14 protein-coding genes are annotated in these 15,988 nt (G+C 72.2%); 5 read left to right on the top strand and 9 right to left on the bottom strand.

Annotation, left to right across the window (positions count from 1 at the left end):
- Window positions 1-121 precede the first annotated feature (121 nt).
- The 4 genes from AC3AOF_RS09115 to serB are packed head-to-tail and all read right to left on the bottom strand — an operon-like array spanning window position 122 to window position 2,845.
- Window positions 122-634 (bottom strand): tyrosine phosphatase family protein, encoded by a 513-nt coding sequence (locus AC3AOF_RS09115; protein WP_236992105.1) that lies wholly within the window; start codon window positions 632-634, stop codon window positions 122-124.
- A 21-nt stretch (window positions 635-655) separates the two neighbouring features.
- Entirely contained in the window at window positions 656-1,240 is a 585-nt protein-coding gene (locus AC3AOF_RS09120) for an HD domain-containing protein (RefSeq protein ID WP_236992908.1), read from the bottom strand.
- Window positions 1,241-1,266: 26 nt separating this feature from the next.
- A complete protein-coding gene (locus AC3AOF_RS09125) occupies window positions 1,267-1,896 on the bottom strand; it encodes a DNA-3-methyladenine glycosylase I (RefSeq protein WP_236992106.1) in 630 nt (209 codons plus the stop codon).
- Between the two features lie 52 nt (window positions 1,897-1,948).
- On the bottom strand, window positions 1,949-2,845 hold the full coding sequence (serB, locus tag AC3AOF_RS09130) for a phosphoserine phosphatase SerB (RefSeq protein ID WP_236992107.1): 897 nt from the start codon (window positions 2,843-2,845) through the stop codon (window positions 1,949-1,951).
- A 46-nt stretch (window positions 2,846-2,891) separates the two neighbouring features.
- Here serB and miaA point away from each other — a divergent pair, with 46 nt between their 5' ends.
- Window positions 2,892-3,839, top strand: a complete 948-nt coding sequence (gene miaA / locus AC3AOF_RS09135; RefSeq protein ID WP_488348974.1) for a tRNA (adenosine(37)-N6)-dimethylallyltransferase MiaA — start codon at window positions 2,892-2,894, stop codon at window positions 3,837-3,839.
- A 164-nt stretch (window positions 3,840-4,003) separates the two neighbouring features.
- On the opposite strand, the gene AC3AOF_RS09140 is transcribed toward miaA, so the two are convergent.
- From AC3AOF_RS09140 to AC3AOF_RS09160, 5 genes are all read right to left on the bottom strand, one after another.
- Window positions 4,004-6,082, bottom strand: coding sequence for a hypothetical protein (locus tag AC3AOF_RS09140; RefSeq protein ID WP_488348296.1), 2,079 nt, complete (start codon window positions 6,080-6,082; stop codon window positions 4,004-4,006).
- A 28-nt stretch (window positions 6,083-6,110) separates the two neighbouring features.
- Window positions 6,111-8,933, bottom strand: a complete 2,823-nt coding sequence (locus AC3AOF_RS09145; protein WP_488348297.1) for a DUF4159 domain-containing protein — start codon at window positions 8,931-8,933, stop codon at window positions 6,111-6,113.
- Between the two features lie 11 nt (window positions 8,934-8,944).
- Window positions 8,945-9,859, bottom strand: coding sequence for a DUF58 domain-containing protein (locus tag AC3AOF_RS09150; RefSeq protein ID WP_236992110.1), 915 nt, complete (start codon window positions 9,857-9,859; stop codon window positions 8,945-8,947).
- Window positions 9,860-9,863: 4 nt separating this feature from the next.
- On the bottom strand, window positions 9,864-10,871 hold the full coding sequence (locus AC3AOF_RS09155; RefSeq protein ID WP_488348298.1) for an AAA family ATPase: 1,008 nt from the start codon (window positions 10,869-10,871) through the stop codon (window positions 9,864-9,866).
- Between the two features lie 517 nt (window positions 10,872-11,388).
- Window positions 11,389-11,943 (bottom strand): Lrp/AsnC family transcriptional regulator, encoded by a 555-nt coding sequence (locus AC3AOF_RS09160; protein WP_488348299.1) that lies wholly within the window; start codon window positions 11,941-11,943, stop codon window positions 11,389-11,391.
- Window positions 11,944-12,045: 102 nt separating this feature from the next.
- Here AC3AOF_RS09160 and AC3AOF_RS09165 point away from each other — a divergent pair, with 102 nt between their 5' ends.
- From AC3AOF_RS09165 to AC3AOF_RS09180, 4 genes are read left to right on the top strand one after another with little or no spacing between them, the layout of a single operon-like run.
- Window positions 12,046-12,294: a hypothetical protein gene (locus AC3AOF_RS09165; protein WP_236992112.1), complete on the top strand. Its 249-nt coding sequence runs from the start codon at window positions 12,046-12,048 to the stop codon at window positions 12,292-12,294.
- 51 nt (window positions 12,295-12,345) lie between these two features.
- The gene (locus tag AC3AOF_RS09170) at window positions 12,346-13,593 is read left to right on the top strand and encodes a 3-methyl-2-oxobutanoate dehydrogenase (2-methylpropanoyl-transferring) subunit alpha (protein WP_236992113.1); all 1,248 of its coding nucleotides are present in this window, start codon (window positions 12,346-12,348) and stop codon (window positions 13,591-13,593) included.
- Between the two features lies 1 nt (window position 13,594).
- A complete protein-coding gene (locus AC3AOF_RS09175; protein WP_236992114.1) occupies window positions 13,595-14,608 on the top strand; it encodes an alpha-ketoacid dehydrogenase subunit beta in 1,014 nt (337 codons plus the stop codon).
- Window positions 14,609-14,611: 3 nt separating this feature from the next.
- Window positions 14,612-15,988 carry a dihydrolipoamide acetyltransferase family protein gene (locus AC3AOF_RS09180; protein WP_488348300.1) on the top strand — a complete coding sequence of 459 codons (1,377 nt, stop codon included), beginning with the start codon at window positions 14,612-14,614 and terminating at the stop codon, window positions 15,986-15,988.

Consider the following 15,988-nt stretch of genomic DNA (forward strand, 5'->3'; position numbering starts at 1 on the left):
ATGAGCGTTGGGTTATGGCGACGAGAATCGCGCGAAACAACCCTTCGGCGGTGCCGCAGGGCCGCGATGAAGCCGTCGATGCCCGTTTGCGCGCCAGGGCTGCGTTTCGGCCACAGTGGAATCAGTCGATGGTGACGCTGAAGGGCTCACCCTCGAAGGCGTCGGCGCCGCGACCGATCGCCGCGATGGCCGCCACCATGCGCCCGTCCCGCCCGAGCATCGCATCCGCCACCGCGACGAGGCGGCGGTTCGGAGTCGCCGAGGGCGAGGCCTGGCGCAACTCGCGGGCGATCTCGGCCTCGTCCCGGTCCGGACGTAGGGCGCAGGTGGCGATGAAGGCGGCGGCCGTCGAGCGGCTGATGCCAGCATAGCAGTGGATCACCAGCGGCTGCTCGCGCGGCCAGGCGCGCACGAAGTCGAGGAGCCGCCGGACATGCACCTCGTCGGGCAGGACGTGGCCGTCGAGGGTGTCGGTGATGTCGCTGACTCCGACGAACAGGTGGTCGTCTTCCGCGATTGCCGGCGGCCGGATCACCTTCGTGCCGACATTGATCAAGGTCACCACATGGCGCGCGCCGGTCGCCTCGACCGTCTCGGGCAGGCGGGACAGGGCGCAGACGTGCAGGGTCGGCATGGCGGCGGGAAATCCTTCGGTTCAGGATACGGGAACGCCCTGCTGGGCATCGGCCAAGGCGTGGAAGCGGGCGAGGAACGCGCTTTGGGCCTCGGCGGTCGGCCAGGGTTCGAGCAAGGTGCCGAGATCGGCGTCGAGGCGATCCGGCTTGCCGAAGACCCGGACGGCCTCGACTTGCGAGAAGCCGGCGAGCCGCGTCGCCTCCAGGTAGGCGCTGAGCCGATCGGCGCGCTTGATCAGGCGCTGCATCGCCGCGCCCGGTGCCGGGGTGAGCCCGAAGCGCAGACGGATCGCCGCCAGCAGCCGAGTCTCCACCGCCTTGTAGGAATGCCCGATCGCCGCCTTGAACGGCGAGATGATGTCGCCGATCACGTATTCGGGCGCATCGTGCAGCAGCAATTCCAGCCGGCCAGCGGCCGCGAGGCCGGGCTCGAAGGCGCCGCCGATCGCCTCGACGAGCAGCGAATGCTGGGCCACCGAGAAGACCTGCGGGCCGGCGGTCTGCCCGTTCCAGCGCGCGACCCGGGCGAGCCCATGGGCGATGTCGACGATCTCGACGTCGATGGGCGAGGGATCGAGAAGGTCGAGGCGCCGACCCGAGAGCATCCGCTGCCACGCCCGCGGCGGCGCGCTCACGGCTTGACCCCGAGACCACCGGGACCGGCCAAGGCGGCGCAGGCTTCGTGCCGGCAGCAGCCGACGAGGTGATCGTTGAGCATGCCGACCGCCTGCATGAAGGCGTACACGATGGTCGGGCCGCAGAAGCCGAACCCTTCCGCCTTGAGCGCCTTCGACATCTTGCGCGAGACCTCGCTCTCGGTCGGGATCTCGGTGCGGGTCTCCGCCTTCGTCTGGACCGGGCGTCCGTCGACGAAGTCCCACAGGAAGGCCGAAAAGCCGGGCCCTCGCTCCTGGATGGCGAGGTAGGCCCGCGCACTGCGGATCGTCGCCTCGATCTTGGCGCGGTTGCGGATGATGCCGGTATCCCGCATCAGCGCCTCGACCTCCGCAGGGCCGAACCGTGCGATCGCCTCCGGCTCGAAACCCGCGAAGGCACTCCGAAAACCCTCGCGCCGGCGCAGGATGGTGATCCAGCTCAGGCCGGCCTGGAACCCGTCGAGGATCAGCTTCTCGTAGAGGGCGCGGTCGTCGTGCTCCGGCACGCCCCACTCGGCGTCGTGATAGGCGACGTAGAGCGCGTCGGTGCCCGGCCACCAGCAGCGCTGGCAGCCGTCGGGATGCAGGATCAGTCCGGTCGACATCCGGTGTCGTGTAGCGGTGTGGAGCTGGAACGCAACCTCCCCGACGACCTCGCTACGCGACGAACTCGGCCGCCGCGAAGCCCTGCAGGTAGAGGAGCGCGGTGAGGTCTCCGTGGTCGATCCGGGCGTGCGCCGCGGCCGCCACCGCAGGCTTGGCCCGGAACGCCACGCCGAGGCCGGCTTCCTCCAGCATCGCCAGGTCGTTGGCGCCGTCGCCCACCGCCAGGGTCTCGGCCGGATCGAGACCGAACCGGCTGCGCAGCTCGACGAGGGCGTCGCGCTTGGCGTCGCGACCGACGATCGGCTCGGCGACGGTGCCGGCGAGCCGGTCGCCCTCCGTCTCGAGGCGGTTCGAGCGATGCTCGTCGAAGCCGATTTGCGCCGCCACCGGCCCGGTGAACAGGGTGAAGCCGCCCGAGACGAGCGCCGTATAGGCGCCATGCGCCCTGAGGGTGCGCACCAGGATGCGCCCACCGGGCATCAGGGTGATGCGCTCGGCGATGACCTGATCGACGGCCTTGAGGGGCAGGCCCTTGAGCAGGGCGACGCGCTCGCGCAGGGCCGGCTCGAAGGCGATCTCGCCCCGCATCGCCCGCTCGGTGATCGCCGCGACGTGGTCCTTGAGCCCGACCACGTCGGCGAGCTCGTCGATGCATTCCTGGCCGATCATGGTCGAATCCATGTCGGCGAGGAAGAGCCGCTTGCGCCGGTGGGGGCTCACGACCTGCATCGCCACGTCGATCGGCTCAGATGCGAGCGCCGCGCGCAGGCGCTCGGCGAGGGCCGGCGCGGAGGCGGGCGCCCCCTCGACCAGGATTTCGGCGGCGACCTCGCCGTGCAGGATGCGCGGCGGGTGCTCGGTCGCCAGCACGCGCCGGGCTTCGGCCAGCACCGCGTCGGTGATGGCGGGGCGCTCCGGGTTTGCTATCAGGGTGGCGACCAGGGTCATCGGAAAAGCTCGGGCTCGTCGGTACGGCGCGTCCGGGCTTGCGCGCATCGGAGAGGCAGGCATGGACGGGCGGGTTCGGGCGATCCTCATCGCAGGGCCGACCGCCTCGGGCAAGTCGGCCCTGGCACTCGCCCTGGCGCAACGGCACGGCGGCGTGGTGATCAATGCCGATTCGATGCAGGTCTATCGCGACCTCCACCGACTCACCGCCCGGCCGGCGCCGGAGGAGGAAGCACGGGCGCCCCACCGCCTCTACGGCACGATCGACGGCGCGGTGAATTTTTCCGTCGGCCATTACCTGGCGGAGGCCGGCGCGACGCTCCGCGAAGCCTGGGCCGCGGGCCGCCTGCCGATCGTGGTCGGGGGCACCGGGCTCTACTTCATGGGCCTGACCGACGGCCTGTCGGAGATCCCGCCGGTGCCGGACGAGATCCGGGCCGTCGTGCGGGCCGAGGCGGAGGGGCGGGAGACGCCCGAGCTTCACGCCGCCCTCGCCCGCCGGGACCCGGACGGTGCCGCCCGCCTCGACCGCAACGACCGCCTGCGGGTGCTCCGCGCCCTCGAAGTGCTGGCCGCCACCGGCCGGCCGATCGCCGCGTTCCAGGCCGCGCGCCGGCCGGGCCCGCTCACCGGCCTGTCCTGCCACAAGATCTTCCTCACCCCGGACCGGGAGGTTCTGCGGGCGCGGATCGATGCCCGCTTCCTCGCCATGATGGCGGCGGGCGCCCTCGACGAGGTTCGGGCCCTGGCCGACCGTCACCTCGATCCGATGCTGCCGGTGATGCGCGCCCACGGCGTGCCGGGGCTGATCGCCTACATGCGCGGGGACCTCCCGTATGACGAGGCCGTGGCCCGTGGCCAGGCGGATACGCGGCGCTACGCCAAAAGGCAGGTGACGTGGTTCCGGCACCAGGCCGGGGCGGAGTGGGCGTGGGTGACGCCGGAGGCGGCGATGGCGGGGGTCGAGACGGGAATGTGGGACCGGCCGGGGTGACGGGGGACCCGGCAACCCCTGTTCCCCACCGGTTTCCAGAGGAACCGCAAGGCGTTGCCCGGGCATCCTGCGACGGCGCCTGAGACCGCCGTGCCTCGCCCTCCCGTGATACGAGAGGATGAAGAGATCGGGCCAAGCCCTTGTGAGAGCAGCCCGATCGCCGGTCACGCCCGCCCGCGCCGTCCCTCCACCAGCCACATCGCCAAGACGGCCGCGGCGATGGCCGCGAGCGCCGCGAGGCCGAGCCCCAGGGGATAGACCGAGACGCCGCGCACCACCGCACTGTCGCTCGGGCGGAAGCCGATCCAGTCGGAGCCGGAGAGCCGGCCGGAGCGGGTGATCTGGAGCCGCGGGATCGCGAGCCCGCCCCCGGCCTCGGCGAGGCGGCGCACCGAGCCGCCGGTCGCCTCGGCGAGCGGGCGCAGGCGCTCGGTGTCGCTGAACACGTCGATCAGTTCGCGCGGATTGGCCGGGCCGACGCTGACGAAGGCGACGAGGTTGCCGGAGCGCAGGGTGTGCAGCCCGAGCTCGTCGGCCTCGAAGGCGGCGGCGAACAGGCCCGGCTTGTCGGGGTTCAGCGTCAGGGTGCGGGTCTTCCCGCTCGGCGCCGTCACGGTGACGGGCTCGGCGGTGTCGGCCATGGTCTGGCGCTCGACCCGGACCTCGCGGCCGTGCCCGGTGGCATTGGCCCGCAGGGCCTCCTCCTCCAGGGCCGGCTCCTTCATCAGCCAGTGGCCGAGGCGGCGCAGCAGGTCGAGATGCGGCCCGCCGCCCTCGTAGCCCCGGGCCCAGAGCCAGGCATGGTCGGAGAGGAGGAGCGCCACCCGGCCCTTCTCCTCGCGGGAGAGCGCCAGCAGCGGCAGCTTGTCGGCGCCGGCCAGGATCGGGGTGACGCCGGGGCGGACCTCGGCGCCGATGAGGCGCAGCCAGTCGCCCCAGGCCGGCGGCGAGGCCTCGGAGCCCGGCAGGTCGCGGGTGACCGGGTGGCGCTGGCCGCTATCGGTGAGCGCCGCCTTGTAGGCGCGCTCGACCACCCGCCCGTTCGGCTCGCCCGGCAGGATCGCGGACAACCGCGTCCGGGCAAGACTCGCGGCCGAGGCGAATTCGGGCCCGGCGGCGATCAAGAGCGCCCCGCCCTCGCGCACGTAGCGCACGATATTGTCGAAGTAGCTCGACGGCAGCACGCTCTGGTTGGCGTAGCGGTCGAAGATGATGAGGTCGAAATCCTTGATTTTCTGCTGGAACAATTCGCGGGTCGGGAAGGCGATCAGCGACAGTTCGGAGATCGGCGTGCCGTCCTGCTTCTCCGGCGGGCGCAGGATGGTGAAGTGGACGAGATCGACATTGGCGTCGGACTTGAGTAGGTTACGCCAGGTGCGCTCGCCGGCATGGGGCTCGCCCGAGACGAGGAGCACCCGCAATTTCTCGCGGATGCCCTCGATCGGCAGCACCGCCCGGTTGTTGGCGGTGGTCAGCTCGCCCGGCAGCGCCTCGGCCTCGATCTCGACGACGTTGGGGCCCCCGTGCTCGACCCGGAGCGTCAGGCTGAAGGGCTGGCCGGTGCGGACCGTCTGGCGCACCACCTGCTCGCCGTCGCGGCGCACCGTCACCACCGCGGAGCCGGTGCCGCCGCGCTCCATCACCTCGGCCCGGATGGTCTGGTCGCGCCCGACGATGCCGAAGCGCGGCGCCTCGATCAGGCGGATCTGCCGGTCGCGCTCGTCGGGCCGGCCGGTGACCAGCACGTGGAGCGGCGCCTTGAAGCTCGCGGCGGCGAGGTTCGCCGGGATGTCGTGGACGACGCCGTCGGTCAGCATCACCACGCCGGCAAGGCGATCCGGCGGCACGTCGGCGAGCGCGCTGGAGAGCGCCGTGAACAGCCGCGTGCCCTCGTCGCCGCCGGCCTCCGGCACGTCGACGAAGCGCGGCTCGATCTGGTTCACCGTGCCGAGGCGGCGTTGCAGCTCGGCCCGCACCGTATCGGTCATCGCCGGGCGGTCGCCGAGCCCTTGCGAGCCCGAACGGTCGACCACGACCGCCACGATGTCCTTGACCGGCTCGCGCTCCTCCTGGACCAGCGAGGGATTGGCGAGCGCTAGCAGCACCAGGGCGAGGACGAGGACGCGCAGGAGCGCCACCGGCCCGCGGGCCAGGAACGCCACTACGGCGAGGATCGCGGCGAGGCTCCCCAAGGCCCACAGGATCGGGATGGGGACGAGGGGGGCGAGGCTGAGACTCAGCATGAACGGTACCGTTGTCTGATGCGACGCCTCACTGCCCCAGCCGCTCCAGCAGCGCCGGCACGTGGACCTGATCGGCCTTGTAGTTGCCGGTGAGCGCGTACATCACGAGGTTGACGCCGCCGCGGAAGGCCATCTCGCGTTGCCGCGGATCGCCGCCGACGAGGGGATAGAGGGCTTCGCCGCGCCGGCCGATGGCCCAGGCAGAGGCGAGGTCGTTGCCCGTGATGACGATCGGCGAGACGCCGTCGCCGGCCCGGGCCGGGCGGCGCTCACCGCCCTCGCCGGCCGGCGGCAGGGCCTCGACCCAGGTCTGGCCGGTGGCGTAGCGGCCGGGGAAGCCGTCGACGAGGTAGAACGCCTTGGTCAGAACGTGGTCGCGGGGCACCGGCTCGAGTTCCGGCACCTCCAGGGTCGCCAGCATGCGCTGGAGGGTGAGGGCCTCGGGCGTGGGCGGTCCGCCGGGGCGGGCCGTCATCGCGTCGCGGGTGTCGAAGATCACCGTGCCGCCGTTCTTCATGAAGGCGTCGATCCGCCGGATCGCCGCCTCGCTCGGCAGCGGCCGGTTCGGCACGATCGGCCAGTAGATCAGCGGGTAGAAGGCGAGCTCGTCCTTGGCCGGGTCGATGCCGGCGGGCTCGCCGGGTTCGAGCGCGGTGCGGCTCGCCAGCATCTGGGTCAGGCCGGCGAGGCCGGCCCGGCTGGTCTCGTCGACGGTCGGGTCGCCGGTGATCACGTAGGCGATGCGGGTGACGAGCGCCGATTCGATGCCGTTCGGCCGGTTGGCCGCGGGCTCGACCGCGCGAGCCGATTCGGGCGCCGCGCCCAGCACCAGGATCCCGAGGATCACGGCGGCCGCGGCCGGCCGGCGGCGCAGGCGTGCCGCCATCCGCCCGAGGAAGCCGCCGAGCCACAGGCTCGCCAGGGTGTCCAGACCCAGGAGCAGCAGCGCGGCGAGGAAGAACGGTCCGCGCAGGTCGCGGGTGCGGGCCTCCTCCAGGCCGCCGAAGCGGGCACTGCTCAGCGGCTTCAGGTCGAGAGGCTTCAGCCGGTCCTCCGCCGTGAGCGCGTTGACCGCGAGGCCGCCATCGGCAGGTCCGTAATAGCCCGGCGGGTGCTCCGGCGTCGCCCGTTCGGTCCACGTCGCCGGGACCGCCCGGGCGGTGGCCGGGGGCGCCTTCAGGGCGCCGAACCCGTCGAGGGTGAGGCGCGGCGCGAGCACAGGCGGCGGGGCGCCGGGGCTCGCCCCGGTCGTCGGCGGGGTGGTGCCCGCCAGCGCCACGACGCGGCGCAGCATGGTCACGAACAGGCCCGAGAGCGGCAGGTTCGACCAGGTGGTGTCGGCGGTGACGTGGACCAGGACCACCATGCCCTCCCCCCGCTTCGCGGCGGTGACGATCGGAGTGCCGTCCTGCAGGGCGGCCCAGGTGCGCCGGGCGAGGTCGCCGTCCGGCTCGGCCAGGATCTGGCGCCGCACGCCGATATCGGCCGGCGGCGTCAGCCCCGAAAAGGGGCTCTCGGGCGCGAACGGCGCCAGTGTGCGCGGGCTGTCCCAGGACAGGGTGCCGCCGAGATTGCGCCCGCCCCGGCGCAGGCGCACCGGCACGAGGTCGTCGCTGCCGGCGGCGAGCCGCGGGCCCGCGAAGCGCAGGAGCAGCCCGCCCTTGTCGACGAAGGTGGAGACCCGCTCCAGCGTCGCCGGATCGAGGGCGCCGACATCCGCCAGCACCAGGACCGAGACCTGGGAATCGAGCATCTGGCCGATCGATTCGGCGACGCCGCGCCCGCCGCGGGGCTCCAGCACGTCGGCGAAGGGCGTCAGTGCGCGGGAGAGATAGTAGGTCGGCGAGAGCAGCGGCTGGGCCTGGTCGCTCGTCCCGCCGAAGACGAGGCCGACCCGGCGGCGCCGGCCGCGCTCGTCGGCCAGCACCACGGCACCGGCCGAGTGCTCGCCCGCGACCTCGAACCGCGCGATGGTGTTGCGTAGCTCCACCGGCAGGTCGAAGCGGACCTCCGTCGCGGTGGCATTGCCGGCGAAGGCGAAATTCGTCTCGGCAAGCGGCAGGCCCTTGGCATCGAGGGCCCGGACCGTGCCGGATTCGCGACCGTTCGGCTCCGCCCGCACCACGATGACGCCGAGCTGGCCGCCGGAGGAATCCGGGCCGGCGAGGCCTAGAGCCGGCGTCCGCTCGGCCTTGAGCACGGTGATGTCGGCGCGGTTGCGCGATGCGGCTGCCGCGAGGCCGGCCGGGAAGGCGTCGCCGTCCGGCCCGGCGACGCCGTCGCTGACCCAGACCACGGCGCTGCCCGGGTTGCGCTCCAGGAAGGCGGTGAGCGACGGCAGCTGCGCCGACCGGTCGGCGAGGTGCGGCAGCGGCTCGATGGCGCGCAGGCGCTCGAGCGCCGGCCCGGGACCGGTGGCCTCCAGGCCCGTCGGCGAAGCGGCGGTGGCGAGCAAGGCCACCGGACGCCCGGCCCGGGCTGCCGCCTCGACCTCGGCCGCGGCGACGCGGATCCGGTCGCGCCAGTCCTGCGCGGCGGTGAAGCCGTTGTCGAGGACCAGTACCAGGGGGTTACGCCCGTCGGCGGCACCCTGCGGGCTCGGATTCCAGACCGGACCCGACACCGCCAGGATCAGGCAGGCGGAGGCGAGCAGCCGCAGCGCCAGCAGCCAGGGCGGCGTGCGGGCCGGCGTCTCGCGCTCCGGCAGCAGGTCGGCGAGGATGCGCAACGGCGGGAAGTCGATGCGCCGCGGCCGCGGCGGCGTCACCCGCAAGAGGTACCAGAGCGCCGGCAGGGCGACGAGCGCCGCGAGGGCGGCGGGGGCGGCGAAGCTGAGGGGCAGTCCGAACATCGAAGGCGTCCTCAACCTGCCCCGCGGGCGGCGGCGACCAGGGTGACGAGGCGGAGCGCCGCCTCGCTCGCCGGTCGGTCGGTGCGGTGCAGCGTCAACGTCCACCCCTGCGACCGGGCGATCTCCGCCAACGCATCGCGATGGGCGCGGATCCGCCGGCGATAGGCCTCGCCCCAGGCGGCGGCGTCGCCGACCCGGAGCGACAGGCCGGCCTCCAAGTCGTGCAGTTCGGCCTGGCCGGAGAACGGGAAAGTCTCCTCCACCGGATCGACCACCATGACGAGGTGGCCGCGGCTGCCGGCACCGGCGATCGCCGCGACCGCGGCCCGCACCTGCTCCGGCGGCGAGAGGAAATCGCCGATCAGCACCGCCTCGTCGAAACGTCCGACCGGGGCGCGGGGCGGCAGATCCTCGTCGAGGCCGGAGGCGTCGGCCGACAGGGTCTCGGCCATCCGCTCGACGATGGTGCGAGTGGCCTGGGGCCGCGACAGGCCGAGGAGCCCGACCCGCTCGCCGGCCTCCACGAAGGCGTCGCCGAGGGCCAGCGCCAGGACGAGGGCCCGCTCGATCTTCGGCGCCTGCGCGAGCGTGGAGCCGAAGCCCATCGAGGCCGAGCGGTCGACCCAGAACCAGACGGTATGGGCCGCCTCCCATTCGCGCTCGCGGACGTAGAGACGGTCGTCCCTCCCTGAGCGACGCCAGTCGATCCGGCTCGCCGCCTCGCCGGCGACGAAGGGGCGGAACTGCCAGAAGCTCTCGCCCGGGCCGGCCCGGCGGCGGCCGTGCAGGCCGTGCGCCAGGGTCGCGGCGACCCGGCGGGCCTCCAGGATCAGGCGCGGCATCCGCTCGGCGAGCGAAAGGGCGGTCTCGGTCTCCTGCCGGCCGGGGGCGCGGAGGCTTGCGTCCAGGACGCGTGTCGCGACCACCGGGTCAGAGCCGCCCGACGAGGCGGCCGATCAGGCCGGGGATCGTCTCGCCATCGGCGCGGGCCGCGAAGGTCAGCGCCATGCGGTGCTTCAAGACCGGCTCGGCCAAAGCCGCCACGTCGTCGACGGAGGGCGCGACCCGTCCCTCGATCAGCGCGCGGGCGCGCACCGCCAGCATCAGCGCCTGGCTGGCGCGGGGGCCGGGGCCCCAGAGCAGCTTGTCGGCGATCGCCGCGTCGCCCCCGACGGGCCGCGCCGCGCGCACGAGGTCGAGGATCGCATCGACCACCGCGTCGCCGACGGGCAGACGCCGCACCAGGCGCTGGGCCGAGAGCAGGGCGTCGGTGTCCATCACGGCTTGCGGCCGGTGTTCCTCGGCACCGGTGGTCTCCAGCAGGATGCGCCGCTCGGCGGCGCGGTCGGGATAGCCGACGTCGATCTCGAGCAGGAAGCGGTCGAGCTGGGCCTCGGGCAGCGGATAGGTGCCCTCCTGCTCGATCGGGTTCTGGGTCGCCAGGACGTGGAACGGCCGCGGCAGATCGTGGCGGGCGCCGGCGACCGAGACGAAGCGCTCCTGCATCGCCTGGAGCAGCGCCGACTGGGTGCGGGGGCTGGCGCGGTTGATCTCGTCGGCCATCAGGAGCTGGGTGAAGATCGGCCCGCGCACGAAGCGGAACGAGCGGTGCCGGTCCTGGTCCTCGTCGAGGATCTCGCTGCCGAGGATGTCGGAGGGCATCAGGTCGGGGGTGAACTGCACCCGGCGCGCGTCGAGCCCGAGCACGGTGCCCAGCGTCTCGACGAGCTTGGTCTTGGCCAGGCCCGGCAGGCCGACGAGGAGACCGTGGCCGCCCGCCAGCACGGTGACCAGCGCGAGATCGACCACCTGCTCCTGCCCGAAGATGACCCCGTGGATCGCCTCCCGGGCGCGCCCGACGCTGGCGAGGCAGGCCTCCGCGGCGGCGACGATGCCGTCATCCATCGGGGTCGCGGCCGGCGCGCTGGCTTCCATCATGCGGGGTCCTCGTCGTCATCCGGGGGGCCTCGCGGCCCCCTGTCGGGGATCGGCGAGTGTGGCTCCCTTCCGCACCGCAAGGCAAGGTTGGCGCGACGCCGCAGGGCGGTGGGGCGGGTGCCGAACTCACGCGCCGTGCGGCTCATCCTCCGCCCCGATCAGGGATGACGCTGTCGAGAGACGGAAGCGGCGCGGGCGATTCCCTCCCCCCGCGGGCTGCAGGGCCGTCCGGGAAAAAAATCGGCACGGGTAAACCCATCCCCTCTCCCGAATGGGCAGGACAATGGCATAAGAAGTACAATTGCATAAGAGACGGCTGTGGGTCGATCTGCCCTGAAAGCGATTTCGGAGAGCGGCCTCTCCGCAAGCGAAAGATGCGGCGAGCGATCGGCAATCACGCATGCTTGTACAGCCTCTTCGCTTATATGCGATAGCCATGCCTACACGGGAGAGTGGATCCTGCGCTTTACTGGCGATGAATTAGGTCCGACACAACCAAACAGAGATCAATGCCAAATCAAGGCGTTCGTCGCCCGATCGCCACCGGATCCACCGACACCTCCTGCTTCAAGGTCCGCAGCGCGAAGACCGAGCGCGACTGGCGGATGCCGCGGATGCGATAGAGCTTTTCACGAAGGAACCGCTCGTAATGCGCGGTGCCGCTGACCGCGACCTTGATCATGTAATCGTACTCGCCGGTCACAAGATGCACCTCCAGCACTTCGGGGATGCGCAGGATCTCGGTACCGAAGGCCTCCAGCACCGCATCGTCGTGCTTGTCGAGGGTGACCTCGATGAACACCACGTCCGGGATGCCGAGTGCCCGGTGGTCGAGCACGGCGACGTAGTCGCGGATCAGCCCCGCCTCCTCCAGGCGCCGCAGCCGCGTCCAGCACGGCGATTGCGACAGCCCGACCCGCTCGGCGAGCGCCGCGATCGTCAGCCGGCCATCGGCCCGCAGGGCACCGAGGATCTTCCGGTCGAGATCGTCGAGCCTTTGCGGCTCCGCGCCCTTCTGCGGCGCCTGCGCCCGCGCAGAACGTCTGTTCGGCGTTTCGCCCCTCGATGCCATGCTGCGTTCTCCGGTCACCCGCTTTAGCGGCGAAAAACGGCGAGGACCATCCGGCCGGACCGGGCTACAGTCGGGGAAATCAAGCGTCGCGGGAGGGCGCAGATGGCTCTTGAACAAGGGCATGCGGTGGAGGTCCGGGCCCGGATTCTCCACGTCTTCGGCGGTGTCACGCGCCCGCTCGGCGGGAGCGAACGCGCCGGCCACACTCTGAGACGCCTCGCTCTCGACGCCACCTCCTCCGCGGTCACCCTGTCGATCCTGGTTCCGGAAGGAACGGACCTGTCCGTCCTCGCTGCCCGCCTCTCGCGCCATCCGATCGCGGTCGAGGCGCAGGTCGGCGCGCCGTTCTGACACCCCCTCCCGCATCGTCCGCGACCCCCTCCCCCGCGAAGGGCTTATCCCATGCCGCCAGACGCCCCGAGCCCGCAGGCTCCGTTAAGTCTCCACGTCCCCGAGCCGGCCGTCCGTCCCGGCGGCAATCCGAGCTTTTCCGATCTCGACATCCCGGAGGCCGGCGCCGTCCGCCGGCCCGACGTCGACGTGGCGGCCGCCGACATCCGCGACATGGCCTACACGCTGATCCGGGTGCTGGATTCCGACGGCAAGGCGGTCGGCCCCTGGGCCGGCTCGCTCACCGACGACGAATTGCTCGCAGGTCTTCGCGACATGATGAAGCTGCGCGCCTTCGATGCGCGGATGCTGATGGCCCAGCGCCAGGGCAAGACCTCCTTCTACATGCAGCATCTCGGCGAGGAGGCGGTGAGCACCGCGTTCCGCCGGGCGCTCCAGCCCGGCGACATGAACTTCCCGACCTACCGCCAGGCGGGCCTGCTGATCGCCGGCGGCTACCCGCTCGTCGACATGATGTGCCAGATCTACTCGAACGAGGCCGATCCGCTGCACGGCCGGCAATTGCCGGTGATGTACTCGGCCAAGGAGCACGGCTTCTTCTCGATCTCGGGCAACCTCGCGACCCAGTATATCCAGGCGGTCGGCTGGGCGATGGCATCGGCGATCAAGAACGACACCAGGATCGCCGCCGCCTGGATCGGCGACGGCTCGACGGCGGAATCGGATTTCCACGCGGCCTTGGTCTTCGCCTCGACCTACCGGGCGCCGGTGGTGCTCAACGTCGTCAACAACCAGTGGGCGATCTCGACCTTCCAGGGCTTTGCCCGCGGCGGCTCCTCGACCTTCGCGGCCCGCGGTCACGGCTTCGGGATTCCGGCGCTCCGGGTCGACGGCAACGACTACCTCGCCGTCCACGCGGTGGCGAAATGGGCGACCGAGCGGGCGCGGCGCAACCTCGGGCCGACGCTGGTCGAATACGTCACCTACCGGGCCGGCGCCCATTCGACCTCCGACGACCCCTCCGCCTACCGGCCGAAGACCGAGTTCGATGCCTGGCCCCTCGGCGACCCGGTCAGGCGCCTGAAGGATCACCTGATCGCCCGCGGCGCCTGGTCGGAGGAGCGCCACCGCCAGGGCGAGGCCGAGATCCTCGACGAGGTCGTGGCCGCCCAGCGCGAGGCCGAGACCCACGGCACGCTGCATGCCGGCGGCAAGCCGTCGCCACGCGACATGTTCGAAGGAGTGTTTTCGGAAATGCCCCCTCACCTGCGCCGCCAGCGCCAGCAGGCGGGGTACTGACATGCCGCGCCGCACGATGATCGAGGCCATCCGCGACGCGATGGCCGTGGCGATGGAGCGCGACGACGACGTGGTCGTGTTCGGGGAAGATGTCGGCTATTTCGGCGGCGTCTTCCGCTGCACCCAAGGGCTCCAGGCCCGCTTCGGCAAGAGCCGCTGCTTCGATGCGCCGATCAGCGAACTCGGCATCGTCGGCGCCGCCGTCGGCATGGCCGCCTATGGCTTGAAGCCCTGCATCGAGATCCAGTTCGCCGACTACATGTATCCGGCCTACGACCAGATCGTGTCCGAGGCCGCGCGCCTGCGCTACCGTTCCGGCGGCCAGTTCACCGCCCCGATGGTGGTGCGGATGCCCACCGGCGGCGGGATCTTCGGAGGCCAGACCCACAGCCAGAGCCCCGAGGCCCTGTTCACCCACGTCGCCGGCCTCAAGACCGTGGTGCCGTCGAACCCCTACGACGCCAAGGGCCTGCTGATCGCCGCAATCGAGGATCCCGACCCGGTGATCTTCCTGGAGCCCAAGCGCCTCTATAACGGCCCCTTCGACGGCCACCACGACCGGCCGGTGACCCCGTGGGCCCGCCACGACCTCGGCGAGGTGCCGGACGGGCACTACACCGTGCCGCTCGGCAAGGCGGCGATCCGGCGCGAGGGCAACGCCGTCACGGTGCTGGCCTACGGCACCATCGTCCACGTCGCCGAGGCCGCCGCGGCCGAGACGGGAATCGACGCGGAGGTCATCGACCTGCGCACGCTGCTTCCCCTCGACATGGAGACGATCGAGGCCTCGGTGCGCAAGACCGGGCGCTGCGTCATCGCGCACGAGGCGACCCTGACCTCGGGCTTCGGCGCCGAGCTGGCGGCGCTCGTGCAGGAATCCTGCTTCTACCACCTGGAGGCGCCGATCGTCCGGGTCGCCGGCTGGGACACGCCCTACCCGCACGCCCAGGAATGGGCCTATTTCCCGGGCCCCGAGCGTGTCGGCCGGGCCCTTCGCGCCGCGCTGGAGGGCTGACCCATGGGCTTTCGCATCGTCAAGCTCCCGGATATCGGCGAGGGCGTGGCCGAGGCCGAGGTCTCGGCCTGGCACGTCAAGGTCGGCGACGTGGTCCGCGAGGACCAGCCCCTCGCCGACGTGATGACCGACAAGGCCACCGTCGAGATCCCCTCGCCGGTGAGCGGCACCGTGGCGGCACTGGGCGCCGAGGCTGGCCAGATGCTGGCGGTCGGCGCCGAATTGGTGCGGCTGGAGATCGAGGGCGGCGAGGCCGCCCCTGAGGCCGGGGTCGCGGTGGCGCCCGAGATCGCCAAGGCGCAGGACGCGGCGGCCGGCAAGCCCGCCGCCGCCCTGATCCTGGCCGCGGACGGCCTGGAGCCGGCGCAGCCCGCACCTGCCCCGCCTTCTGCTGCCGCGCCGAAACCCGCCGAGCCACCGAAGCCTGCACCGACCAAACCCGCTTCCCCTGCCCCGCGCCCCGCGGCGGCAGCACCCTCCTCCGGCCCGCCGCGCCCTCCCGGCGAGAAACCGGTCGCCTCGCCTGCCGTGCGCCGGCGGGCGCTGGAGGCCGGGATCGACCTGCGCCAGGTCCGCGGCACCGGCCCGGCCGGCCGCATCGGCCACGACGACCTCGACGCCTTCCTGAACACCCCGCCGGAGGATGCCGCGCCGGCCCCCGCCGGCCGCGCCCCGCGCACGGGCGTGGAGGAGATCAAGATCATCGGCCTGCGACGGCGCATCGCCCAGCGGATGGCCGACGCCAAGCGCCGCGTCGCCCATTTCTCCTACGTCGAGGAGGTCGACGTGACGGCGGTGGAGGAGCTGCGCGCCGCCCTCAACCAGCGCCACGGCGCGACCCGGCCGAAGCTGACCCTGATCCCGTTCCTGGTCCAGGCCCTGGTGCGGAGCCTCCCGGACTTCCCGCAGATGAACGCGCATTACGACGACGAGGCGGAGGTGATCCACCGCCATGCCGGCATCCATGTCGGGATCGCGACGCAGACGCCGTCGGGCCTGATGGTGCCGGTGCTCCGTCACGCCGAGACCCGCGACGTGTGGAACTCGGCGGCCGAGGTTCGCCGCCTGGCGGAGGCCGCCCGCAACGGCCTGGCCGCCCGGGACGAACTCTCGGGCTCGACCATCACCATCACGTCGCTGGGGGCGCTCGGCGGCATCGTGACGACGCCGGTGATCAACCGACCGGAAGTGGCGATCATCGGCGTCAACAAGCAGGTGATGCGCCCGGTCTGGCGCGATAACGCCTTCGTGCCGCGCCTGACGATGAACCTCTCGGCGTCCTTCGACCACCGGGTGGTCGACGGCTACGACGCCGCCCTGTTCGTGCAGGCGCTCAAAGGCCTGATCGAGACGCCCGCGACCCTGTTCATGGAGGCCTGA

This window comes from Methylobacterium sp. 142-1Y (assembly GCF_057747795.1).

What these genes read in the sequence shown, in the direction of transcription:
- AC3AOF_RS09165 (WP_236992112.1), top strand. Translation starts at nt 12,046, where the DNA reads ATGGCTCTTGAACAAGGGCATGCGGTGGAGGTCCGGGCCCGGATTCTC.
- serB (WP_236992107.1), bottom strand. Translation starts at nt 2,845, where the DNA reads ATGACCCTGGTCGCCACCCTGATAGCAAACCCGGAGCGCCCCGCCATC.
- AC3AOF_RS09170 (WP_236992113.1), top strand. Translation starts at nt 12,346, where the DNA reads ATGCCGCCAGACGCCCCGAGCCCGCAGGCTCCGTTAAGTCTCCACGTC.
- AC3AOF_RS09140 (WP_488348296.1), bottom strand. Translation starts at nt 6,082, where the DNA reads ATGCTGAGTCTCAGCCTCGCCCCCCTCGTCCCCATCCCGATCCTGTGG.
- AC3AOF_RS09175 (WP_236992114.1), top strand. Translation starts at nt 13,595, where the DNA reads ATGCCGCGCCGCACGATGATCGAGGCCATCCGCGACGCGATGGCCGTG.
- AC3AOF_RS09145 (WP_488348297.1), bottom strand. Translation starts at nt 8,933, where the DNA reads ATGTTCGGACTGCCCCTCAGCTTCGCCGCCCCCGCCGCCCTCGCGGCG.
- AC3AOF_RS09180 (WP_488348300.1), top strand. Translation starts at nt 14,612, where the DNA reads ATGGGCTTTCGCATCGTCAAGCTCCCGGATATCGGCGAGGGCGTGGCC.
- AC3AOF_RS09125 (WP_236992106.1), bottom strand. Translation starts at nt 1,896, where the DNA reads ATGTCGACCGGACTGATCCTGCATCCCGACGGCTGCCAGCGCTGCTGG.
- AC3AOF_RS09160 (WP_488348299.1), bottom strand. Translation starts at nt 11,943, where the DNA reads ATGGCATCGAGGGGCGAAACGCCGAACAGACGTTCTGCGCGGGCGCAG.
- AC3AOF_RS09115 (WP_236992105.1), bottom strand. Translation starts at nt 634, where the DNA reads ATGCCGACCCTGCACGTCTGCGCCCTGTCCCGCCTGCCCGAGACGGTC.
- AC3AOF_RS09155 (WP_488348298.1), bottom strand. Translation starts at nt 10,871, where the DNA reads ATGATGGAAGCCAGCGCGCCGGCCGCGACCCCGATGGATGACGGCATC.
- AC3AOF_RS09120 (WP_236992908.1), bottom strand. Translation starts at nt 1,240, where the DNA reads ATGCTCTCGGGTCGGCGCCTCGACCTTCTCGATCCCTCGCCCATCGAC.